Raw genomic sequence first — 22,448 nt, 5'->3', positions numbered from 1 at the left:
CGATCATCCAGCGAGGACGCAGATGCATTTACGTCGAGCGACGTCCATCATGGCAGCACTGACGCTGTCCGCCGCATTGGTGGCTTGTGGATCCGATCCCGGTCCCGACGCGGACCCCGCCAATCCGGTCACGATCGATGTCACCGTCTCGGCAGCGGCCGAAATCTACAGCATCCCTTGGCTTGTCGCGCAGAAGCAGGGACTGTTCGAGAAGCACGGTGTGATCGTGGAGAACATCGTGCCGGGCAAGGGCGGTAGCGCGACCATGCGCACGCTGCTCGACGGCAACATCCCCATCGGCGAGGTCAGTTACCCGTCGATCGTGCAGGCGGATGCGGCCGGCTCTGAACTGCGCATCGTCGGCGGTGGCACTCAGGGGCCGTACCCGATGAATTTCTACGCGCTCGCCTCGAACCCCAACATCAACTCCATCGAGGACGTCCGTCGGTGGGCTTACACCCGCCCCAACTCGGCCTCCGATGCCCTCACCCGCCTCATTCCCTCACTCGCGGGCGTCGACCCGGGTCGGATCGAGCGGGTCGCATCCGGCGGAATCGGTGAAGGCTTCGCACTTCTCGAAGCCGGCAACGTCGATATCGCTCTCGTTCCCTCCATCGTCGCCGAACAGCGACCCGAGGATTTCAAGCTGATCGTCAGCAGCCCCGACTACATGTCGCGGTTCCTGCAGTCGACGATTACCACCACCAAGGACTACGCCGCGAGCAATCCCGGCGTCGTACGCGCGATCAATGCCGGTTACACCGAGGCGGTCGCGTCGATCGAGGCCGATCCTGTTGCCGCCGCAGAGATCTACGCGGCGTATACGGGATTCGACGTGGAGTCGGCCACCGCAGTGGTCGAACGTGCATCCTCGGTCGGCACTTGGGGCGGCGGCTTCGATACTGCGTCGGTCCTGTCCGCGCAGGACGGAGTGGAGGCGTCAGGCAGCGATCGCGTGCCCAATTTCTGCACCTTGTTCGACCCGGAATTCCTCGCCGAGGGAGTCGCAGACGACTTGCCCGGTGACTGCGACTCCTGACCGCAATTTCCCACCACCAGAAGGTAGCGACGTGACTCACGCAGCGACTCGACCCCGCCCCGACACCACCTCCGCCATTGCCGTCGCCTCGTCGGTGTCGCGGCACTTCGGTGATGTGACCGCCCTCCACGAGATCGACTTGTCCATCGGCCGAGGCGAATTCGTCTCCGTCGTCGGCCCCAGTGGCTGCGGCAAGTCCACTCTGCTCGAGGTGTTCGCCGGCCTACAGGATCACGACGGCGGCACCGTGCACGTCGACGGCCAACCGCTCACCGGCCCTCGATCCAAGACGGCAGTCATCTTCCAGGAATCGGCGACGCTGCCCTGGCGGACCGTCCGTGACAACGTCGCGTTCGCTCTCGAAGTCCGCGGCGTCGGTAAGAAGGAACGTCGGTCCCGCGCCGACGAGCTGCTGAACACTGTGGGGCTGAGCAAGTTCGGCGACCACTACCCCACCCAGTTGTCCGGCGGTATGCGTCAGCGTGTGGCCATCGCGCGCTGCCTGTCCATGGAACCCGACCTCATACTCGCGGACGAGCCGTTCGGAGCACTCGACGAGCAGACGCGGTTGGTGATGTCCTACGAGCTGCTCAAGATCGTCGAAAAGCTGACGTGTGGAGTCCTGTTCATCACCCACAGCATTCAGGAGGCGGTACTGCTGTCCGATCGCGTACTGGTGATGAGCGCGCGGCCCGGTCGGTTCATCGACGAGATGGACATCGACCTGCCTCGTCCGCGCTCCGAGGACGTCCTCGCTAGCCCAGCGGCTACTGCTCTGCACGAACGTATCTGGTCGAGTCTGCGCGACGAGGCCAAGAAGACGATGAGCATCGAACCATGAGTGCGCCGACGCGCGAGAGCAACCGCGCCTCCGTCGTGCCCGGATACATCCGGCCTGCACCCTCCACCCAACTCGGTCTCCCCGCATGGGGATGGACCGTGCTCATCCTCGTCGCGGCACTGGTGGCCATCGATATCTCGGCACGCTTCTTCGCATCCCCCCTGGACATCGTTCCGGTGACCGACATGATCTCGACGTCGCTGGGCCTACTGACCGATCCGGACTTCCTGATCGATGAGTTGGGCCGAACGCTGGGCATCATCGTCCTCACGTTCGTGCTCAGCTCCGTACTCGGTGTCGCCGCTGCGTATGTCCTGTGGCGGTACGAGTTGTGGGACAGAGCGTTTCAGCCGTACCTCAACGTCTACTACGCCGTCCCGACGTTCGCGCTGTACCCCATCATGGTGGTGCTGTTCGGTGCCGGTGTCGCTCCGATTGCCATCCTGTCCACCATCTTCGCGTTCGGTGTGGTGGCGCTGAACGCACGCACCGGTTTCAATGCGGTGTCGCCGATCGTCACCAAGCTCGGAACGACACTGATGTTGACGCGGTGGCAGTACTTCCGATCGGTGCTTCTTCCGTACGCGTTGCCGAGCATCGTCACCGGACTCAAGCTCGGGCTCTCGTACGCCGTCATCTCGGTGTTGGCCAGTGAGTTCATCCTGTCGACGCAAGGCCTGGGCCACTTCATCTCCATCGCCTACGACGGGTTCGACATCGCCGACATGTACGCCGGGATCCTCATCGTGGCGCTGATCGCTCTGCTCTCGACCTCGCTGATCTCGCTCGCGCTCAACCGATTCGATTGGAGGCGCCGCTGATGAGCAGCACCTTGGACAGAGTTGCCACCACACCCACCGCTCCCCCGAAGGTGACCTCGTCCGCGGGCCGCACCAACGCCCGACGGTTCTTGCCACCCGTGGTCGTCGCCGTCGTCGCGGTGCTGATCTGGTGGGTCTCGGCCGTTCTGGTCGACAGTCTCATCTTCCCGACGCCTGCCGAGGCCATGGCCTCGCTCGTCGAGGACCTGGGCAAAGCAGACTTCCGCGCCAATGTCGGTGACTCTCTGCGCATTCTCGTGCTCGCGTTCCTGGCGAGCACCGTCGTGGGTTCGCTGCTTGGCCTGACGCTGGGCCTGAGTCCGTTCTGGACCCGAACCATCGCCCCGATCGTCTACTCGATCAACAGCATCCCGAAGATCGTGCTGTACCCGATCTTCCTGTCGTTCCTCGGTATCGGTGCACTGAGCCGATTCGGGTTCTCGTTCTACGCCGCCTTCATCCCGATGTTCCTCGTCGCTGTCGAGGCCACAGCATCGGTCCAAAGAATTCACCTGAGAATGGCCGCGTCACTGCAGGTGAGCTGGCCTCGCTTGATCCGTCAGATCGTGATTCCTGCGGTGCTGCCGGCACTGGCGACGGGTATGCGGATGACCTTCGGCTTGGCGTTCCTGGGTTTGCTTCTCGCCGAGATGTTCTCGTCATCCAGCGGCATCGGATACGAACTCCTGCGCAACGTCAGCCTGGTACGGATGGAAAACATCATGGGCACGGTTGTACTGATCCTCGTGATGGCATTGCCGCCCACCATCGCCCTGCAGTGGTTGGAAACGCGCATCACCTCGAAATACGGCGGACGGTAATCGCAGTCGATCGGCGCGCCGAGGGTTTACGGTCCGTCACTCGAACGCAATCCCGACGGCCGACTGGACCAATGCAGCTACCGCAGGCAATCGGACTCCGGCCGGCCATGCAATGACCGTCGTGATCATCGGCGCATCAACGACAGGTACGGCCACATGCTCGGGCCACTGCCACGCGCGACTCGACGCTGGAATCACCAGCAGCGCCTGACCCAGCGCAACCAGTTGGGCGATCTGCGATTGAGCACGCACCTCAGGCCCGGGCCCCTTCGGATAGGTGCCGTCGAGCTGTGGCCACCGAGCCATCGGTAGATCCGAGACGTCACGGATATCGTCCATGCTCAGTTCGTCTTTCGAGGCCAAGAAGTGATCACGCGGAACGATCGCGACCTGCCCCTCGGTAAGGAGGTCCTTGGAATCGAACCCAACGAGGTCATCGACGGGGCGATGCATCAACGCCACGTCAGCATCACCACGGCGAAGATATCCGGCCTGCTCACCGACTTCGCACAACATGACGTCGACCTCAGCGGGGTGCGCTTCGAGAACGCGGCGTAGGAGCTCATGGGATGCACCGGCTTTGGTCACCAGCTTGACTCGGGCACCGGCGGCTCGTGCTCGCTGCGCTGCCGCTGCGACCGCGTCGAGCGCCGTCGCTGCGTCCCTCAGGAGCACGGCACCGGCTGCAGTGAGTGCGACTCCACGACGATTCCGATCCAGGAGGGCGACGCCGAGTCGGCGCTCCAACCTGCTGATCGCTCGCGAGAGCGGTGGCTGAGCGATCCCCAGGCGTTGCGCTGCGCGCCCGAAGTGCAGCTCCTCGGCAACGGCGATGAAATACCGGAGTTCGCGTGTTTCGAGATCGTCCACTCCGAAAGCGTAGCTGTGATACCCGTCGAGTATCACTAGTTGGTCGATCGGTATTGGACGCACCTGCGCTCGACGCCGACCATGGACCGCATGACGACGAAGACCGCGCTGATCACCGGCGCCAACAAAGGGATCGGCTTTGCTATCGCACACGGACTCGGAATGCAGGGAATCAGAGTAGGAGTCGGGGCCCGCAACGATGCACGACGCCAGGAGGCGGTCGACAAGCTTCGTGCTGCGGGCATCGATGCGTTCGGAGTCCCTCTCGATGTCACGTCGGACGCCAGCGTTGCTGCCGCCGCCGCCTCGATCGACGACCTGGACATACTGGTGAACAATGCAGGCATTTCCGGCGGCGACCAACAGAATCCGACGACGCTGGATATCGACGTATTGCGGACTACATTGGACACCAACGTATTCGGGGTCATCAGGGCGACGAACGCATTGCTTCCGACGCTTCTTCGCTCTGCCTCGCCACGCATCGTCAATGTCTCGAGCAACATGGGCTCGCTCGCGCTACAGACCGGCCCGATCATGGCGGCATATGCTCCATCCAAGACCATGGTGAACGCGATGACCGCGCAGTACGCACGGCAGCTCGTGGACACTGCGGTGATCGTGAATGCATGCTGCCCGGGTTATGTGGCAACGGATTTCACCGGATTTGCATCCACACGCACGCCGGAGGAGGGTGCGCGCATCGCACTGAAGCTCGCCACCCTGCCCGACGATGGCCCGCGGGGCGGATTCTTCGACGACGCCGGATCGGTGGCCTGGTGAGACTCTCGGTATCGGTTCGATCCCGAGAATACGAAGTCCCAGCTACAGTCAACCTCTTGCCGTTGGATAAGTTCTAGCACAGCAGCATTCGCGCACTCCATGCCTGAGTTCTCATGACCGTTTGTCATAACTAGAACGGTCAGCGAACCGACTTGCCTCGTGCCTTGCGCAACAATGAACAGGCGCTACTCAAGCCAGATCCGCTGCTCAAAGCCACCACGTTGTGATCGCTTGTCAGCAGCTACCGTATCGAGAGCCTCGTTGGTCAGGCCAAGATGTGCGGCGAGTGCGCGCACGACCTCGAGGACATCGGCCAACTCCTCCGGCCTACCTTCCGTTGATGCGTCGCGAAACTCGCGTGCTTCTTCAAACAATTTGTCAATCAGCGCGTTTCCATAATCCTCAGTCTCAAGGATTCGATATTTGGGGACGCGACCCGAGGCTTCGATGATCGACGGAATCAAATCACGAACAAGTTTTCCCATGCTCAGTAGTGTGCAGGTATGTCGATTCCCTCGCCCGCTGATCCGCTGACACTCGGGCAGCACCTGGTCAGCGTTCTCGACTCGGGCGCGCGTGTCGCCACCTACAAGCTGGCCGTCCTGGTCGCGCTACTCGAATTCTCGGTCGAAAACGTTCCCGAGGACCACGGCTCAGCGGTCGATGTCGATCTCGACGACTTGGCCGAGCGCGTTGTCAGTCTCTACTGGCGGCAGGTGCGTGACTTCGACGGTCATTATCTCCGCCAGTCGACGCAGGCGAGAGCAACGATTCCCGACGCTGTTCGGGAGTTTGCTCGTGCCACGGCAACCGCCGGCAGAGAAACGCCGTTGGACATCGCCGCCCGGAGAAGCCCCGGTCTGTTCCGCGAGATGATCAAGAAGGTGAAGCTTGTACTCGTGCAACAGCCGCTGCATCGCCTGCAACGAGTTCCGGGCGGGTACGCAGGCGAGTCATTTTTGTATGACGACAGTTGGATGAGCGCCAAGATGGGCACGAACACCGTCCTGGCACATGGCAACCGGATCACGCTGTACCCGGGAGTGTGTTTTGCTCTGGCGCGATTGTCCTCGTTGCTCAAGCCCGCGTTGATGCTTGCATGGGTCGACGATGTCCGGCGAAAGAACAGCTTCCTCGACGAGCGCGTGCCAGATCTCGAAGGCCATCTCTTCGGCAGCAGCCGAATCGCACTGATCCGTCCCAAAGCCGCGTTGATCGAGGCCTTCGGTCCGACATGCTTTTATTGTTCGGCGCGCGTGGGGTCGGACGCCCATGTCGATCACGTACTCCCGTGGTCGAGAGTGGGCATCGACGGCCTCGCGAACTTGGTGTTGGCATGCCCGTCGTGCAACACGAGCAAGTCTCAGCTGCTGCCCGAGCGATCACACGTCCTACGCGCGCTCGACCGTGGCCGCGACCCCATCACCGAATTGGCGGCGAGCATCGACTGGCCTGTGCAGTTCGATCGAGTGGTCACTTCGGCACGAGGACTGTATGCCAGCCAACCAGACGGCTCACCAATCTGGTTGGGCCGAAACAAAATCACAGCTATGCAAGTCGACTATTCCTGGTTGCAGGGGTACCACATCGACGTGGGGAATATCTTCGCGCCCGAGTAGATCGACCAACACGAGGGCGAATCCACTTGAAGATGGCGCGTAATTGCAAGTGAGCTGGCCCAGGTTGATCCGTCAGATCGTCCTCCCGGCGGTGCTGCCAGCGTTGGCGACGGCTATGAGAATGACCTTCGGACCCGCGTTCCTGGGACTGCTCGTCGCCGAAATATGTCCCCCTCGGTCGAAGCAAGATTCAAAAGTGCCGGGACGAGTGCTGCCGCGGATCTATGCATGAAGTAAACGACGCCATCCAGCACGCGTCATAGTATCGCCCATTACGAATCTCACTCGGGCAGTGCAATTCAGAGGCGAGCGCTGTGTCGAAAAAGCGGAGGCCATCCGCATTTACGTTGTTGCTGTAGCGCCGGAAGCACAGCTGTATTCGGCTGTAACGCCGTACGCCAAACCCCGATACTCAACGGGCTCGCGAGGTAGCCCCTTCTCTATACAGATCGGAATGTAGCGTTGCGTGTTTCGTTGGTGGTCGCCGTTGTGTCAGGCCTGCTGATCTTGAGCGGCTGCAGCTCAGACGCGACATCGAGTACCCCCAACCCTGGCGCGACCACTCCGTCGACGTCCGCCACCGTCCCTACCCCGGCGGTAACCAATAGCTCGGAACCTATGCCCACCCTCACTCCGGTAGGGAGTCCGGTGTCCGAAATCGAAGCTGCGCCTACCCCGGCCGAGCCCTTCGTTGTCGAGTGTCTGTTCGGGACCCCGGGGCCTGCCCGATGGAGCGACGGCACCACGCGTTTTTCACAGTGGTGTTTCGATGAGCTGGACGGCGATGGATACCTGCGGTCCGAACGAGAAGCCAACACATTCGAGTGCGACGGCTACGTGTGTCGGAACCCGTACAACGGAGCGACCCGTCCCGATCCGGACGCGGTCACTCCGCTACCTACAGGCACGACGTCCGGCCGCGGATATTCCTGCAACTCGAACGAATGTTATTGGCCTGACGGCTCCTTCGTGATCGGTGCAGATCGGTGCGGCCTTGCGTGCGGAGAACCGCCGACGTCGGGCGATATCCAGACCCGATCGGGCTGCGAGGCGGGGTACATCACCGATCCCGATCTGTGCAAGTCCGTGGGCAACTAAGATCCGACGCATTCGCGTTGTAACACCTCCGCCATTGAAACCGACCATATGGTCGTAACTGTCTGGCTCAGTGCCGGGCACCAGACCCGCGGCATTCGAGAGAGACAAACGATGAGCAACCAGTTCCACAACAGCCCGAACTACGGCACGATCAACATCCATCAGACCACCCATGTCGGATACGTTGTGCCACAACGATCGTGGCCGCGTCGTCATCCGATACTGACCGCGTTCCTGGTGCTGCTCGCCATCGGGTTCGTGGGATCCAATCCATGGGTGCTGTTCGTCATCGCGGCGATCTGGATCGGCATGAAGATCTACAAGTCGAACGAGGCGAAGAAGTTGGCTGCCCAGCAGGAACAACAGCGTCTGATCAACAGCGCGAACGCTCAGAATGAGGCCTTCCTGCAGGGCCACCAGTTCGGCACACACGGTCACTTCCCGACACAGCCTTAACTCAGTAGCCGCGGTCGATCGGCTCAGAACGATTATCTGAGCTGCTCGGCGGCGATGCGAAATCCAACACTGATGCGGTCGGCGGTCTAGTCCCAGCAAAGAACCGCGTGTCGCCCGCGACTGACTTAGCCCCTACTCCCCTCGCGCTCGTCTGCGGTCCTCTGGAGTGAAAGCCGATACCGAACACGCATCGACGCCGGCCGAGCGCTTTCGATTCTGGTAGTCCGCCACCGAAACGAAGGCTGCCGTCACACCCACCGACGTCGAGACGTACGTCATCGACTTGCCACGCTGAAAGCCCAGATCGGCACCCAGCTGGACGGCATCGATATTCGAACCCAGAAACACGAAGTCCCAGTTGTACTCAGCCTCCTGCCGCTGGATCAATTCTCGCACAGCCGAATTCGTCCACTCCTGGCTCGAATTCTCGTGACCGTCCGTCATCACGAGCACCGTTACCGAGCCGGGGCGCTCATCCTCCGGCATTGTGGCCAGTCCGGCCCCGACCTCGCTGACGAGCCGGCCGATCGCGTCGTACAACGCGGTGCCACCCCGCGGCTCGAGCATGAGCGGGTCGACGTCCTCGATCGGCACGTTGTCGTAGACCAGCTCGTACCGGTTGTCGAACTGCGCCAGCGTGACCACGGTCCGGCCGTCGGCCTCACGCTCCCTGGCAATGAACGAATCGAATCCGCCGCGGGTGTCGTCGGCGATGGAATGCATCGAGCCGGACCGGTCGAGCAGTGCAGCGACAAGGGATAGCTGAGGGTTGGTCATGATGTCCTTCCGTAGATCGCAGCCGAAACTGCTTCGAGTGAATTAGATTGAGAGATAACGGAAGAGCGATCGGTGACGGCTACCGCAGCGCAACCGTCGTACCGCCCGAGAACGCCGAATCATGCAGCTCGATTTCCGCAGGCACGGTCCCGACGGGGACGTCGAACACGACGGTCGTGTCCAGCGCGTTGCCCGGGTTGATTTGCTCGTAGCCGATGCCCTCGTCGAGGTAGGCAGTTGCGAGGCTGTCGACCGAGTACTGCTTGCCGTCCGCGTCGAGCAACTTCTGCGAGGACGCGTCCAAGCTCTGTGCTCGATCGCCGATGTTGCGCACGGACATCATCACCTGGACGTACTCGCCCTGCGCTGTCTGCGTCAGGTACTCCGAGCCGACGGTCGCTACGGGTGGTGCGACGGCCGTGACAACGAACTCGAACTTGCCGTCGCGCACTGGGACGCCGATACCTGGCTGAGTCGGCTCGGCCGGGGCCGCGGGAGCCGCTTCTTCCGACGACGGGGATCCGGCCGGCGCGGGAGCTGTCGGGCTCTCCGACGAACCACCACCGATGAGTCGAATGAGAACACCCAGCACGACGACCGCCAGGATGACGGTCAGGATCTTGTGCCGAGCAAACCAACTCTTCTTCTGCTCGGGAGCGGGCGGGGCGTATTGCTGCTGGGGGTTCGGGTTGTGGTTGGTCATGTCGAAATTCCTCTCGTTCGGCGATGCATCAACCACACCGCAGTCCGCCCTGTCCACGCCTCGGCTGACCGGTCGGTACGCCTCCTCCTTTCGGTCGCATTCGGACAGTGATGCGGGCCGATAGGACGATTCGCGGTGTCGGTGCTCGGCCGTACGCTGCAGTTCGTGAGCACCCACCGGACAGGCACCCTGCGCCGCAAAGCCTGGACTACGGCGGCGGTGGCCTTCAGCCTGTTCTGCTCGTTGATGACCGCCGGGTTGGCGGGCTCGTCCGGGACGCCGGGGTGGAACCTGGGCATCGGCGTCACGCTCAACCTGATCGCGGGTGTCGCGTTGATCTGGCGACATGAACGGCCATGGGTGGTTCTAGGACTGGCCCTGGCCGGGCCGCTGTTCTTCGCCACCGATGCGACGGCAGCGTTGATTGCCCTCTTTGCCGTCGGTGCCTTCGCACGCACCAAGCCGCTTGTGATGGCTACCGTCGCGGTATACGTCGCGTGCGGGGTGTCGTTGACGTACGACGCGCATCGCAGTCGGTACTACTCCGTCCTGACCATCGGCTCGACGAAGGCCGAGGACGGATCCGTGCCGGTCGAATGGGACGTCCCCGCGTGGATTCCGTGGGTCGTCGCGGCAGTGCTAGTCGGGTTGGTCGTGGGCGGAGCAATACTGCGCCGCACACGATCCGACCTGACGGAGGCCGTCGTCTCGCGAGACAAGGTGACGGTGGAGTCCAACGCACTTCGTGAGGAGATGCTGCTGAATGCGGAACGTGCCCGCATCGCCCGCGACATGCACGACACCCTCGCTGCCAGCCTCAGTCGCATCTCGTTGTTCGCAGGCGGAATGCAGGTCAACAGCGCCGACGGGCCCGAGAAGGTAGCCCAGACGGCGTCGATGATTCGGCAGACCGCCCACGATGCGCTCGACGAGCTCAAGCGCATCATCGGCGTGCTGCGCGGATCGGCCGATGCCTCGAGCGGTGGCCGGCAGAGTGTCGAGGGCATCTCTGATCTGGTGCACTCGGCGCGAGACGCGGGCTTGCACACGACGATGATGCTCGACGTGACGCCCGGTGAAATTGGCGCTGCGAGCAGTCATGTGGCGTATCGGGTGGTGCAGGAATCACTTACCAACGCCCAGAAGCACGCCAACGGTTCGACCATTCGGGTGGCGGTGCACGGGTCCGATCAGACGGGCGTTCGCGTGGACGTACGCAATCAGCTGATGGGGCAACCGGCGTTTGCGCACGGGTCGGGTACGGGGTTGGCAGGATTGGCCGAACAGGTCCGCGGGGTGGGCGGCACGTTCAGTGCCGGTGCGCAGCCGGGTGAGTTCGTGGTGTCATGTTGGTTGCCGTGGTACTCCTGACGGACGGTGTCGGAAGCGCGTTCTAAGCTCAGCGAACCATGACAACGCCAGCCGTGATCACCGTTCTGATCGTCGACGACGACCCCTTCGTTCGACGTGGAGTGACCGACATCTTCGCGAAGACCCCGGATATTTCGGTGGTGGCCGACGTCGAAGACGGCGACCAGGTGTCCGCTGCAGTGGCGGCGTTCCGGCCACACGTGGTGCTGATGGATCTTCAGATGCGACGGGTCGGCGGACTGGACTCCACCCGCGAGCTGATGACGCTGGCCCATCCGCCGAAAGTCATTGCGATGACGGCGATGGATGTGGACGATCTGGTGGTACGGGCCATCGAGGCAGGGGCGCACAGCTTCTTGAGCAAAAGCGAGGCGCCCGAGACGTTCCATCAGTCGGTTCGGGCGGTGGCATCTGGCAACACGCTGTTCAGTGAGGATTCGCTTCGGAAGATCGTGGCAACGTCGGTGTTGCCGGTGGCCCGGCAATCGGTGTCGATGGATGTGCTGAGCCCACGGGAGCGAGATGTGCTGCGTATCTTGGCTACTGGTTCGACCAATGCGGACATCTCCTCCGAGCTGTATCTGAGCGAGACGACGGTGAAGACCCATATCTCCGGGATCTTCGTGAAGCTCGGGGTCCGCAATCGAGTCGAGGCGGCGTTGGCTGCCTTCCGGGCAGGAATGGTTTCGTGAGCGAGCCGCGTCAGATGTACTAATCGCCAATTGAATTCAGTGTCCACGTATCTCGCTTCCTTATTGGTACCTTCACACTGCCCGAATCGATCTACACGAGGAGCCACGTGACCACACCGGTTGCCGACCAGCCCACAACGAGCACGCTGACCGGACATGTGTTCGTGGTTCGCGGTCTTCTCGAGTCTATTGCGTGCGATGCGGTCATCGTGCCCACCAGCTCTAGCTTTCGCCCGCGCTACACGTGTTCTTCGTTCTCGGTGTCGACGACGGTGGTGCTCATGTCATACAGCAACGTGCCGCCGTCTCACCCGCTGTTTCCCGCCAACGCATGATGTCGGCTTGAACACCAGAAGGGGCCGGCGTTCCTCAATAGAGGGCAACCGGCAGCGATCCGAACACACTCGATAGATTTGCGTCGAAGCTGGTCGAAGAATTGGGAAGGCAAATAATGGGAAAGAACGCTGAAGTCGTATTTCGCTCACTCGGGGACGCCGAATTCGAAGCCGAGGTTCGCAGCCCGGACGGGTTGACGATGCGCTGCAACGGCGCACTCAACGATCTGGAGCCTCGCGTCCTGGGTGACGATGCATTGGGAACCAACCCCGCCTTGGTCCACAACGCGTGGGCCTTCGCCAAGCACGATCACCTGTACCGAACCCTTACCGACGGCGCTGAGCGGGAAAGCCATCACACGCAGGCAATGGCACATCGTAAGACTGCGGCTGGCATCGCAGAACTGGTCGACAAACTAGGAACAGCGTCGAAGAATTCGTGGTGTTCAGCATGCTTCACCCGAAGCGACCATCGGCGCTTGACACAAGGATTCGGCACGATCCCCGCGTACCTGTGCGAATCGTGCGGTTCGCCGACACTGGGATGCGCAGGTCCAGGGTGCGCCAACATGGCCACACGAGGTTTCGCAGCGGTACTGGTTCCGCGGTACTGCGCCGAGCACAAGCACGAGATCCCCGGGTTCGAAAAGGCGTCCTTGAACTTTGGTGCGCTGGAGGATTACCACGAATTCCTCAAATTCGAGCGCCGTAATCTCGCACTAGGATCACGTATCGCAGCGATCTCTGTTCTTTCCGCGGGTGCACTCGCGACCGGTGCTTTTCTTGCTGCCCCGGCGATCGGCGGGGCAATCGGCAGTCTGAGCATCGCGGGGGGTGGCTACGCCGGAGCCGCGGCCAGCAGTTACGGGTTGGCTTTGCTTGGTGGTGGCTCGATCGCTGCGGGTGGGCTGGGGATGGTTGGCGGGACAGCAGTCGTCGCAGCCGTTGGCGGAGCCCTTGGCGGTGCACTGGGTAGTTCGGTGACAACTGCTTACATCGGTGCTGACAACTCGTTCAACATCGAACTGATCAAGCCGGGCTCCGGGGTAGCCGTGATCGTCGCGAATGGACTGTTCAGCGAAGGGACAGACACACGTTCCGACTGGAGAAAGCTCGTCGCACGACGCTACCCGGATTCACCGATCTATCGAGTTCACTGGGGGAGCAATGATCTCGGAGACTTAGCAGGAATGGTGAAGGCAATGGGTGGACAACCCGCTGCGGCGCTGGGGCTCAAGGGGCTGGCGGCAAAGGCGACAAAAGCAGGCGCGAAGAAGTTGGGGCCCTTGGCACCCGCCCTCGCGATAGCTGCCATTGCGAAGAACCCTTGGCATACTGCAAAAGTCAAGGCAGACCGAACAGGTGTGGCTCTGGCAGGGCTGTTGGCGAGAACCGATGCAAAGAGCTACGTGCTTGTCGGACACAGCCTCGGTGCCCGCGTTGCGGCCACAGCGGCCGAGACCCTTGCGACATCGAAGAGCGGGCCGAAGATTGACACGGTCCACCTCCTAGGCGCCGCAATCGGGTCGAAGGGTGACTGGCGACTTCTCAGCAAAGCGGTTACCGGTGCTGTGCACAACTATCACTCATCGAACGACGGTGTCCTCAAGTACGCCTATCCGGCCGCCCAGGGTGGGCAGACGGCGGTCGGATTCGCAGGCTTCCGCACCGAGTTCGCCCGCATCCACGACCACGACGTCTCCGCTGTTGTCGCTGGGCATTCGAAATATCTTCAAAGCGTGGAGCCCAGCTGATAAGGCTTTCCTGCCGTGTACTGCTCGCCTGGCCAGAGTTGCGGTCCAGATCGGGCGGTTGGCGCAGACGTGCATTGGCGCGGAATGCGCAATTACCGCACCCTCAGACTAGGACTCCCACGTTCAGTTGACTCGTGGATTGTGGTGTGTCTACGGCTCACCGGTGACACACCACAAGCATCTTCGACACACCTGAAGCTCTTTTGGTGTCAAGCGGTGAGTAGCCATTTTCGGTAGTTGTTTGCGAGGTCGTCGTTGCATCGTCTGCCGAATTCGAGTTGCGAGATGGTGGCTGGCCAGACCTGGAAGTGTCGAGGTGCTCGGGCGAGAGTGATGTGGCGGGCCTGCAGCGCCGGTCGAAGGCCACTGATGTCGGGAACCTCGACAGTGATGGTCAGCAGGCGAAAGACTTCTCGAACAATTCCGCGCTTGAGCATCCGGATAGTCTCCGGTGTCGAACGGCCGGCCGCCCTCTGTCGAGCTACGTAGGCGCGGGTGCGAGGTTCGCGGTGGACATATCCGCACCAGAGCGATGCGGTACAGGGCGTTGTTCGCTCCGCGATCACCACCTCGCGATAGCCGGTGGCGGACCGTCTTGCCCGATGATGCAGGCACCGGTGAGACGCCACAGAGCGCGGCCAATGCTGCCTCGGTCGTGAGCCGGTCAGGGTGCGAGCCAGCTGTGATCAACAACTGAGCGGCAGTCCGGGCCGATCCCGTGGGCCGTTCGCAGTCCGGGGTTTGTGGCGATGACCAGTACGTCGAGGCGTGTGGTCAGATCGGTGATCTGAGCGTCGAGGAAGTGCACTCGCTGCGCGATCGCGGACAGTGCGACCAGTACGCCTTCATCACGGGAGTCGCCCATCGATGTCGGGGTCTTCGCCAATGCCTTGAGCATCGAACATGTTTCGGTGCAGCCTGTTTCGCGCGAATGATGCCAGGTTCAGTGATGAGCATCGAGTGGATCTGATTGATCGCGGCCGTGCGTGCCTTGACCGAGGAGTGCCGTGCGTTGTGCAGCGCACGCAGAGGTTCGATCTGTTTGTCTTTCGGTACGGCGTTCGCTCGACCCGACTTCGCGGCGCGCTGCCAGGTGGGCGTCGATGGGGTCGGACTTGCCGACTCGATGCCGTTCGGCACGGTCGGGTCGGGTCGAGTCACCTCGACGACGATGTGGCCGCTCCTGCGGGCGGCGCGGCTCGGGTGAACCCGGCACCGTAGGAGCCAGAGCCTTTGACACCTATTCACTCGACATGAAGAGACGGTGGTGGTGCAGCGAAATGCGGTGTGAAGTTCACTGGCGGAGTTTGAGGGGCCTGACGGAGTAGTCCAAATTCTTTTCCCCGAACTAAATACTCACAACCCACTTGCTGTCGCGACGAAGCCGTCATCCCTGGAGCAGGCGAAGCCAGCGTCTTTCATCTCGGAGACGATTATATCCTCGTCGGCAGCATCAAATTCGAGAAATTTGCCGTTAAAGACGCTGTCGACTTTCCGTCCATACTTAGCGACAATCGAACCTGGCACGAGCTTTAGCATTAATTGAGCCGGCCACTCGGGCCAGTCCCCATCGGCGAATCCAGGAATGGCCTCAAGGTCGAACTCCTCGTCATCGGACGGCATGCCCTTCTCATAGTCGCCGAACAGTTCGACCATCTCATCCCAACGACTGGGCCTCAGTTCGCTCCTAGCAGCACCCCAAGTCGCTAGGCCAGTTCGTAGCAGCACGAGATCCTCAGCAAGTTGCCTCTCAACAAAAATCAGATGCCCTGCATTCACTCCATAGACAAGGTCTGTGCTTGTAATTTCGGGCTCCTTAGTAGGCGGGTGTCTTGCCGTATTGATCATCGATTCCGCGTCGCGATGTGTTTCATTTTGTCACGATGCAAGGCGCAAGTGTCGGGAAAGCAAGCGAGAGCATCGCCGCTGCAGACAGTGCCACCGAACTGGAGATGGCCGTGATCTTGCCGCTGACAGTAGATGCGAAGGTGCTTCCGGACACAGGGCTCCGTGATCGACTGGACGTGGTCGAGCAAATATGTCCGATCTCGGACGCTGCACGTCGATCTGACGGCGCTATCCGCGCCCGTCTGACCGCAACCCAACGCCCGTAAATAACCCCGCACCTCGAACCGTGGAGCCCGAGCAATCACTGACAACATCGGTCACCCCGTCGAGCGCGACCAGAGGAAGACACAATCTCGTCGAGCTCAAGCCGGGCCTTCAGCTCGACGAAGATCGAGGCTAAAAAAGTCGACATTTTACGTAGCGTCAGAGGCGCTCAACTGCGCCGCCACCTGAGCAGCGAAGTCAGGGTCAATACGGATTCGGGCAACCACGTCATCAGCGATTCTGTTCACGTCCAGCGGTCCGTCGTAGGCAATTGGCTGCCCAGACCATTGGACATCGACTTTCGGTGAGTACGCACTCTCGCCATCATCCCCATATGCCGTGAGGACGTGGTCAAAGACCAGCTGCACCTTGGACGTGAAGATCCCAGGCGTGTAGGGCATCTCGGGTAGCTCGTGGTCGAGTATCCGCCGAATCGTGCTGTCGACGTCATTCTTTACATCAACTTTGCGACGCCAGTCCTGGACCAGCTTGTCGTGCAAATGTTCCAGCAGCTTCTTCGCGCTGCCCTTGACCGTGTCTCGTTCCTCGTGAGTGAGCACTGGATCAGGCTGGGTCAGCAGATCGAAGATCGCGAGCTCTTCCTCGGTCAAGCCTTCGCGTGCCGAGCGCTCCTCTTCGACCGTTAGTGTCTTGGAGAGTTCGATAAGTCGACGAAGGTACTCATCAATGTTCACGCTGCCGGAGTTGTAATCATCGATCAGCTTCTCGATTCGCTCGACTAGCTCATAGCGAGTCGGGTTACGAGAGGCCGCCGCGATGGACTGCTGTCGCAGCAGTTGAGCCAGCCTGTCGGTTTCTGCTCGCTTCCGGCCGGCGAGCCTGGCTGCCAGGCCCTCGAAATCGATCTGCGACAGATCGATCAGCGGATCTGGCTTGGTTCCCTCGGCAGCGGCCCGAATGACGTACTCTTCGGCACCGACGGATCTGTCGAGTAGGGCATCAACTGCGTCCGTAACGGTGCCCAGGTCGGCCTTGGGTGGACGCGACACCTCTGCGATGCGTTGGGCGAGAACTCGGACCGCGGCGACGTTGCGTTGTTGAACAGCAGCTTTGGGGTTTGGCAGGAGGGCCTTGAAAAGCTTCCGAACCTGCCGGGCTCGCTGCTGGAAGTCGGTCCGGGTCTCCTCGTCGACCAAAAATGCTTCGACAGCGGCGTCACGTTTGGCGACGTGGTCGAACCCTTCGGCGTCGCGCATCGCGGCGAGGTCCACTCCCACACCGGAACAGAAGGTGAACAGTTCAGTCACCGCCGCGTCCAGCTCACCCGCTAGGGCGTCGATAATCTCGATCGGCGACTCGCCCGCATCGGCAGCCCCGTAGATCGCCAGCGCCTTCTCCAGATTCCGGAAGACCCCGACGTAGTCGACGATCAGCCCGTTGTCCTTCTCCGGGAAGACTCGGTTGGCGCGAGCGATTGTCTGCATCAACGTGTGGTTGCGCATCGGCCGATCGAGATAGATCGACGAGACGCTAGGCGCGTCGAAACCGGTCATCCACATTGCACAGACGAACACCAGCCGCAGCGGGTCTTTGGGGTCCTTGAACTTCTCGGCCAGGTCCTCGCCGTTCATCCGCTCCCGATGCGGCCGGATGTCCAGGGCGAGATCGTCCAACATCTTCAGCTCGTTCTGGCTCTGCGAGACCACGACCGCCATGTCGGTCGTTTCCATCAACTCGATGCGAGAGGCCAACCACGGTCGCTCAAGTTCGGGCAGTGCGTCGTGCTGAATCCTCAACTCGGACAGATGGTTCGCCCAGGCCGCCTTCACGAGGTTGTACATCCGCACTGCGGCGGCCTTGTCGAGCCCGACGTACATGGCCTTGCCGCTGAAGCCACGGCCCACGAAATGAGCAACGAGGTCCTTGGCGATGGTGTGCAGACGCTCCGGACGGGTCAGCAGCGTATACTGCGTGCCAAACTCACGGGCCAGCTGTCCCTCGGCGTCTTCGTCGAGCTCGGCTTCCTCCAGCAGTTCGTTAAGTTCCTCGGAGAAGTTCTCGTTCACCAACTGCAACTCCGGGATGCGGTTCTCGTAGTACAGCGGGACTGTCGCACCGTCATCGATCGCATCGCGGAAGTTGTAGATGCTGACGTAGTCGCCGAACTGCTCTTTCGTGGCCTGCTCGTCGCCAGCAATCAACGGGGTTCCGGTGAAGCCCATCATGGACGCATTCGGCAACGCGGTGCGCATGTTCAGTGCAAGTGTGTCGTACTGGCTGCGATGTGCCTCGTCGGTGATGACGATGACATCCGACCGAGTCGACAGGACCGGCATTTGCCGCTCCTCCAGCGACTTGGAGGGTTGAAACTTCTGGATCAGCGTGAACACATACCGGTGATCGGCGGCAAGCAGTTTGCGTAGGTGCGCCACGGACTCTGCATGCACCCGAGCCTCGGGAGAGATCGCCCCTGCGTCGGCAAATTCGCCGTGCAACTGAGTGTCGAGCTCTTTGCGGTCCGTCACCATGACGAACGTCCACTTGCCGGACACCTGACGCAGCACCTTTTGGGTGAACCACAGCATCGATAGCGACTTGCCGGACCCCTGGGTGTGCCAGAAAACACCGAGGCGCTTGTCCTGCGCGGCCCGCGCCCTGTGGAGGTTCTCCATCGCCGCGTTGACTCCATGGAACTGGTGCGAACGCGCCATGATCTTGATCAGTCCACCCGGACGCTCCATGTATGCGACGAAGTTCTCCAGAAGGTCCAGCAGCACTGACGGGTCACAAGTGCCACGCAGTGCGGTCTCCAGGGCAATCGCCCCGCGCGTGCCCTGGGCGTCAATCACCTTCCAGTCGTTGAAGAACTCGTACGGCGAATACGTCGACCCGACCTTGGCCTGACTGCCGTTGGACAACAGCACGAAACAGTTCGGGGTGAAGAGCTGTGGGATGGTGTCGCGGTAGTCAGTCAGGTTGTTGTCGTACGCCGCCTTGACCGACTCGTTCGGCTCCTTGAACTCCATGACCACCAATGGGATTCCGTTGACGAACAACGCCAGATCCAGCCGCCGACTATGCAGGTTGCCCTTAACCCACAACTGCTGCACCGCCAGCAAGTCGTTTTTCAGCGGCGCACCGAGGTCGATGAAGCGCAGCATCTCAACCTGCTTCTCGCCGCGGTCGTCAGTCCACTCGGCCCGATAACCGTCACGCAGCAGTCCATGGACCTCGCGGTTGGCCTTCACCCTGTCGATCACAGGGCGATCCTTGGTTAACACCTCGATCGCCTCGTTGATCGAGTTGTCGGGCACATGCTCGGGGTTGAGCTTGCGCATCGCGAATCGCAACCGATGGGTGAGCACGACATCACGTCTGGAATCGCGGCCTAAAGTTCCCTCGGGTCCCAGCACCTCATGGAAGGCATCGACGGGGATCCAGCCCAGCTCGGTCAAAAGTTCGATGCTCGGCTTTTCGACGTACATGTACTCCGGGCCAGTAGGACTCATGGTGCCACCGACCCCTCTCTCATCAAGCCTGTCGAAATCATAGTGTCCAGGTCTAGTGTCGAAACGTCGATCTGACCAGTCACCAGCTTCGGCAGTAGGAGGTCACGCAGTTCGGACAGCCGTCGATTTTCAAACATCAAGGTCTTGGCTAGTTCAAGGTGGTCCCGCACAATGCCGGTAAAAGATTGAGATAGTCCTGCGGAAGGTACGGCAACGGGCCATTGGCCCAGCACCTTCCAGTCAGCCCGGGGCATCTTAGTCCCGTTGGATGTCTGGGTGGCGTGCGCGACAAAGGAAGCGCTGGACACGACCATTGCCACCTCGCCCCAATGTTGCTCCACTGGTCGGATGACGATGGCGTCGGTCGAACTGATCCCGTCAACCGGCGCGACACTGACCTTGTGGAAGTACGGCCGGATCTTCCCGAACAACACATCCCCCTTTGAGAAAACAGCCTTTCGACTGCCCTGCTCGCCTGCGACGCCCCAGTCATCCAGCGTCAATTGATTCCTTGGGATGTGCTCGAGCCCCACGGCCGGCGTGTCTGGATCGAGAGTGGATGGGTCAACAGTGTCCTTGACTACCTGCACCAAGTAGTCAAGCTGGCCCCAGGTCCAGTTCTCAGGAATCGGCCCGCGTGCGGAGTCGACTAAAGGCACGCCGCGGTGACCGGGGTAACGGAACTCTACGAACCACTCGCGGTAAATTGCCCGCGCCATCTCCTCCAGCACCTCCACCCGCCGGCGGTTGTTCTCGATCAGGTCATCGAAGCTGTCCATGACCGACGCGACTCGTCGCTGCACTTCAGGATCGGGAAGTTCGATCTTGAAATGCTCAAGGAACGGCTTCCATTTGAAATTTGTAATTCCTGTGGATTGGACCTGAAAGCTGTCTAGCCCACCGTCTGCATAAGCGGCCTGCAGGACCCTGAAGACATAGCCCGGCAACGCTCGACCGGGATCGAGTCGAATAAGCTTGCAAAAGCTCGCGCACATGACGGGTTGGTCGAATCTACCCAGAATTTTGTCGGTGATTTGCAATGCCCGACCAACCGGCTGACCTTTGCTGCCTCCAGAAACCTCGAACACAATATCTCCAGATTGCAGCTTTCGCGACGCAAGGTTCGAGGCCTTGTGGAATCGGAGCGGCACGGTGTTCACATCGCCGACGGCGACGCGCGGAATATCGGTTCCACGGATTACGTAGCCGATCGACTCATACTCGGACTGGCAAACGTCGGACCCCCAGCCGCCTCCGATGTCGTATGCGACCAAGTCCTTAAACGCCGGAGTCATGCGTGAAAAAACCCTTGAACAACCGCATCCACTTTTGAGCGAAGGACGTCAGCCTCGTCGCTCAGGATCGTGAACTCCTCATATAGAACTTCAAGATCTCCGATGAAGTCGACATCGCTCTCGTCAATGCTAGCGGTGCCGGTGTAGCGCCCCGGGTTTAAACTCCAGCCCTGCACTTCGATCTCGGCGCGGGTGGCGACCTTGCACAGGCCGCCGACGTCGACGTACTTGCCGTCGGGGAAGCCGGCCTTGACGAGAACATCGCTCCCCGCACCGGTCTCAATGTCTTCGCCACGGTACAGGCGGACGATGTTGGCGAGAAACTCGATCTGCTCAGGTGCGAAGTCGCGGTGGGCGCGGTCGATCTGCCTGAAGATATGCCGGGCGTCGAGAAACAACACCGTGTCTTCGCGCGGTGTGCCGGCCTTAGCCCTGTCGAGGAACCACAGCGTTACCGGCAGGGTGACGGTGTAGAAGAAGTTGGAGCTGATCGCGACCATTACGTCGACGGTGCCCGACTCGACCAACTGCTTGCGGATTTCTTTCTCAGAGTGGCCAGCATCGCCAGCAGAATTGGCCATGACGAATCCAGCGCGACCCCTCGGCGAGAGTGCCGCATAGAATTGCTGGATCCACAAGAAGTTGCCGTTGTCGGCCCTGGGTACGCCGAACGGGTACCGCTTGTCGCCGGCCAACTGCTCCTTCTTAATTTTGTCGACATTGAAAGGAGGATTGGCCATCACGTAGTCGAAAGCACCCACGGCGCTATGCGGGTCCTCGTAGTAGCTGTTGGCCTGGCGGATGTCGCCGGAAAGCCCGTGGAGTGCGAGGTTCATCTTGGCGAGCGGAACGGTGTCCTCGGTCTTCTCCGCGCCGAACACGGAGAGTTTACGGCTGGCCGAATCGTGGTGACGTTCGACGAACTTCGCGCACTGGACGAACATGCCGCCCGAGCCGCACGCGGGGTCGAATACTCGACCTTGGAACGGCTGCAAGATCTCAACGATGAGGCGGACGATCGAGTATGGCGTGAAATACTCTCCGCCACCCCTGCCTTCCTGAGCCGCAAAATGGGACAGGAAGTCCTCGTAGATGAACCCAAATGCATCCCCTTCTAGCTGCGTCGGCAGCGGCGCGAAGAGGCGAAGCAACTCTATCAGGGTCGAGCGCTCAAGCTTCTGATAGCCGCGCGGCAGTATGTCCTTCAGTTCGGGATTAGCTGCCTCGATGGCCTTTATCGCCTCGTCGGTGGCTTTGCCGACGTCCTCGCCTTCGGGGAGGTCCACCAAATTGGAGAGGCGCGACTCACCGGGGACGTAGAGTACCGATTTTGCCTTGTAGTCCGCGATCGTCGGCGGGTTGCGAGTGGTGGCTTTGGCCTCGACCTCACCCCGGACAACTTCGAACCGGTTCTCGGCGTACGCGAGAAACACCAAGCCCAGCACAGGGTCGCGATACTGGCCGGGCGTGAGCTTGGAATTGGCTCGCAACTCATCCGCAGCGGCCCACAGCGTGGACCGCACCTTGGCGAGGTCAGTAGTTTTCACAGGTACAGGCTACTAGCGAAGGACCATCCCTGATGTACGCATTG

General features: G+C 61.1%; 22 protein-coding genes and 1 pseudogene. 12 read left to right on the top strand and 11 right to left on the bottom strand.

Going from position 1 to position 22,448, the window contains the following annotated elements:
- Nucleotides 1–22 precede the first annotated feature (22 nt).
- From CH251_RS21705 to CH251_RS21690, 4 genes are all read left to right on the top strand, one after another.
- Complete coding sequence (locus CH251_RS21705) at nt 23–1,039, top strand: ABC transporter substrate-binding protein (RefSeq protein WP_094615021.1); 1,017 nt, start codon at nt 23–25, stop codon at nt 1,037–1,039.
- Between the two features lie 76 nt (nt 1,040–1,115).
- Nucleotides 1,116–1,880, top strand: a complete 765-nt coding sequence (locus CH251_RS21700; RefSeq protein ID WP_371831886.1) for an ABC transporter ATP-binding protein — start codon at nt 1,116–1,118, stop codon at nt 1,878–1,880.
- Nucleotides 1,877–2,701, top strand: a complete 825-nt coding sequence (locus CH251_RS21695; RefSeq protein WP_094615019.1) for an ABC transporter permease — start codon at nt 1,877–1,879, stop codon at nt 2,699–2,701. Before CH251_RS21700 ends, CH251_RS21695 begins: the two co-directional genes overlap by 4 nt.
- A complete protein-coding gene (locus CH251_RS21690) occupies nt 2,701–3,522 on the top strand; it encodes an ABC transporter permease (RefSeq protein WP_094615018.1) in 822 nt (273 codons plus the stop codon). Before CH251_RS21695 ends, CH251_RS21690 begins: the two co-directional genes overlap by 1 nt.
- A gap of 36 nt (nt 3,523–3,558) precedes the next feature.
- On the opposite strand, the gene CH251_RS21685 is transcribed toward CH251_RS21690, so the two are convergent.
- Nucleotides 3,559–4,392 (bottom strand): LysR family transcriptional regulator, encoded by an 834-nt coding sequence (locus tag CH251_RS21685; RefSeq protein WP_094615045.1) that lies wholly within the window; start codon nt 4,390–4,392, stop codon nt 3,559–3,561.
- 90 nt (nt 4,393–4,482) lie between these two features.
- Here CH251_RS21685 and CH251_RS21680 point away from each other — a divergent pair, with 90 nt between their 5' ends.
- Nucleotides 4,483–5,175, top strand: coding sequence for an SDR family NAD(P)-dependent oxidoreductase (locus tag CH251_RS21680; protein ID WP_218828320.1), 693 nt, complete (start codon nt 4,483–4,485; stop codon nt 5,173–5,175).
- A 185-nt stretch (nt 5,176–5,360) separates the two neighbouring features.
- Here CH251_RS21680 and CH251_RS21675 read toward each other — a convergent pair whose 3' ends face one another.
- A complete protein-coding gene (locus CH251_RS21675) occupies nt 5,361–5,660 on the bottom strand; it encodes a nucleoside triphosphate pyrophosphohydrolase (protein ID WP_094615016.1) in 300 nt (99 codons plus the stop codon).
- 231 nt (nt 5,661–5,891) lie between these two features.
- Here CH251_RS21675 and CH251_RS21670 point away from each other — a divergent pair, with 231 nt between their 5' ends.
- Nucleotides 5,892–6,794 (top strand): HNH endonuclease, encoded by a 903-nt coding sequence (locus CH251_RS21670; protein ID WP_256979227.1) that lies wholly within the window; start codon nt 5,892–5,894, stop codon nt 6,792–6,794.
- A 1,209-nt stretch (nt 6,795–8,003) separates the two neighbouring features.
- The gene (locus tag CH251_RS21655) at nt 8,004–8,348 is read left to right on the top strand and encodes a hypothetical protein (protein WP_094615012.1); all 345 of its coding nucleotides are present in this window, start codon (nt 8,004–8,006) and stop codon (nt 8,346–8,348) included.
- Between the two features lie 132 nt (nt 8,349–8,480).
- Here CH251_RS21655 and CH251_RS21650 read toward each other — a convergent pair whose 3' ends face one another.
- Both CH251_RS21650 and CH251_RS21645 read right to left on the bottom strand, forming a co-directional pair.
- Nucleotides 8,481–9,125, bottom strand: coding sequence for a vWA domain-containing protein (locus CH251_RS21650; RefSeq protein WP_094615011.1), 645 nt, complete (start codon nt 9,123–9,125; stop codon nt 8,481–8,483).
- Nucleotides 9,126–9,204: 79 nt separating this feature from the next.
- Nucleotides 9,205–9,828 (bottom strand): DUF4352 domain-containing protein, encoded by a 624-nt coding sequence (locus tag CH251_RS21645; RefSeq protein WP_094615044.1) that lies wholly within the window; start codon nt 9,826–9,828, stop codon nt 9,205–9,207.
- A gap of 165 nt (nt 9,829–9,993) precedes the next feature.
- On the opposite strand from CH251_RS21645, the gene CH251_RS21640 reads away from it, so the two are divergent.
- The 4 genes from CH251_RS21640 to CH251_RS21625 all read left to right on the top strand — a co-directional run bounded on the left by CH251_RS21640 (nt 9,994) and on the right by CH251_RS21625 (nt 13,980).
- The gene (locus CH251_RS21640) at nt 9,994–11,199 is read left to right on the top strand and encodes a sensor histidine kinase (RefSeq protein ID WP_306436826.1); all 1,206 of its coding nucleotides are present in this window, start codon (nt 9,994–9,996) and stop codon (nt 11,197–11,199) included.
- A 38-nt stretch (nt 11,200–11,237) separates the two neighbouring features.
- Entirely contained in the window at nt 11,238–11,891 is a 654-nt protein-coding gene (locus tag CH251_RS21635) for a response regulator transcription factor (RefSeq protein WP_094615009.1), read from the top strand.
- 107 nt (nt 11,892–11,998) lie between these two features.
- Nucleotides 11,999–12,226, top strand: coding sequence for a hypothetical protein (locus CH251_RS21630; protein ID WP_094615008.1), 228 nt, complete (start codon nt 11,999–12,001; stop codon nt 12,224–12,226).
- Nucleotides 12,227–12,882: 656 nt separating this feature from the next.
- Nucleotides 12,883–13,980, top strand: a complete 1,098-nt coding sequence (locus CH251_RS21625; protein WP_256979224.1) for a TMCO4 family protein — start codon at nt 12,883–12,885, stop codon at nt 13,978–13,980.
- A gap of 209 nt (nt 13,981–14,189) precedes the next feature.
- On the opposite strand, the gene CH251_RS21620 is transcribed toward CH251_RS21625, so the two are convergent.
- The 3 genes and pseudogenes from CH251_RS21620 to CH251_RS21610 form a co-directional block, all read right to left on the bottom strand.
- A complete protein-coding gene (locus CH251_RS21620) occupies nt 14,190–14,417 on the bottom strand; it encodes a transposase (RefSeq protein ID WP_094615006.1) in 228 nt (75 codons plus the stop codon).
- A gap of 139 nt (nt 14,418–14,556) precedes the next feature.
- A pseudogene (locus CH251_RS28310) lies at nt 14,557–14,670 on the bottom strand (transposase); the annotation flags it as partial.
- On the bottom strand, nt 14,645–14,878 hold the full coding sequence (locus tag CH251_RS21610; protein WP_094615005.1) for a hypothetical protein: 234 nt from the start codon (nt 14,876–14,878) through the stop codon (nt 14,645–14,647). The gene CH251_RS21610 and the pseudogene CH251_RS28310, both read right to left, overlap by 26 nt.
- 144 nt (nt 14,879–15,022) lie before the next feature.
- Here CH251_RS21610 and CH251_RS27610 point away from each other — a divergent pair, with 144 nt between their 5' ends.
- Complete coding sequence (locus CH251_RS27610; RefSeq protein ID WP_179273527.1) at nt 15,023–15,187, top strand: hypothetical protein; 165 nt, start codon at nt 15,023–15,025, stop codon at nt 15,185–15,187.
- Nucleotides 15,188–15,336: 149 nt separating this feature from the next.
- Here the strand turns inward: CH251_RS27610 and CH251_RS27270 are convergent, their stop codons facing one another.
- The 4 genes from CH251_RS27270 to CH251_RS21580 all read right to left on the bottom strand — a co-directional run bounded on the left by CH251_RS27270 (nt 15,337) and on the right by CH251_RS21580 (nt 22,404).
- Nucleotides 15,337–15,828 carry a hypothetical protein gene (locus CH251_RS27270; RefSeq protein ID WP_143537876.1) on the bottom strand — a complete coding sequence of 164 codons (492 nt, stop codon included), beginning with the start codon at nt 15,826–15,828 and terminating at the stop codon, nt 15,337–15,339.
- Between the two features lie 413 nt (nt 15,829–16,241).
- Nucleotides 16,242–19,538: a type I restriction endonuclease subunit R gene (locus tag CH251_RS21590; RefSeq protein WP_256979223.1), complete on the bottom strand. Its 3,297-nt coding sequence runs from the start codon at nt 19,536–19,538 to the stop codon at nt 16,242–16,244.
- 20 nt (nt 19,539–19,558) lie between these two features.
- The gene (locus tag CH251_RS21585) at nt 19,559–20,857 is read right to left on the bottom strand and encodes a restriction endonuclease subunit S (RefSeq protein ID WP_094615000.1); all 1,299 of its coding nucleotides are present in this window, start codon (nt 20,855–20,857) and stop codon (nt 19,559–19,561) included.
- The gene (locus CH251_RS21580) at nt 20,854–22,404 is read right to left on the bottom strand and encodes a class I SAM-dependent DNA methyltransferase (RefSeq protein WP_094614999.1); all 1,551 of its coding nucleotides are present in this window, start codon (nt 22,402–22,404) and stop codon (nt 20,854–20,856) included. Before CH251_RS21580 ends, CH251_RS21585 begins: the two co-directional genes overlap by 4 nt.
- Between the last annotated feature and the right edge of the window lie 44 nt (nt 22,405–22,448).

The sequence above is a fragment of the Rhodococcus sp. 06-462-5 genome (genome assembly GCF_002258315.1).
In the GTDB taxonomy this organism is placed as follows: Bacteria; Actinomycetota; Actinomycetes; order Mycobacteriales; family Mycobacteriaceae; genus Rhodococcoides.
Note: the sequence above shows the minus strand (reverse complement) of the source record. Positions and strands in the feature narration are given on the sequence as shown.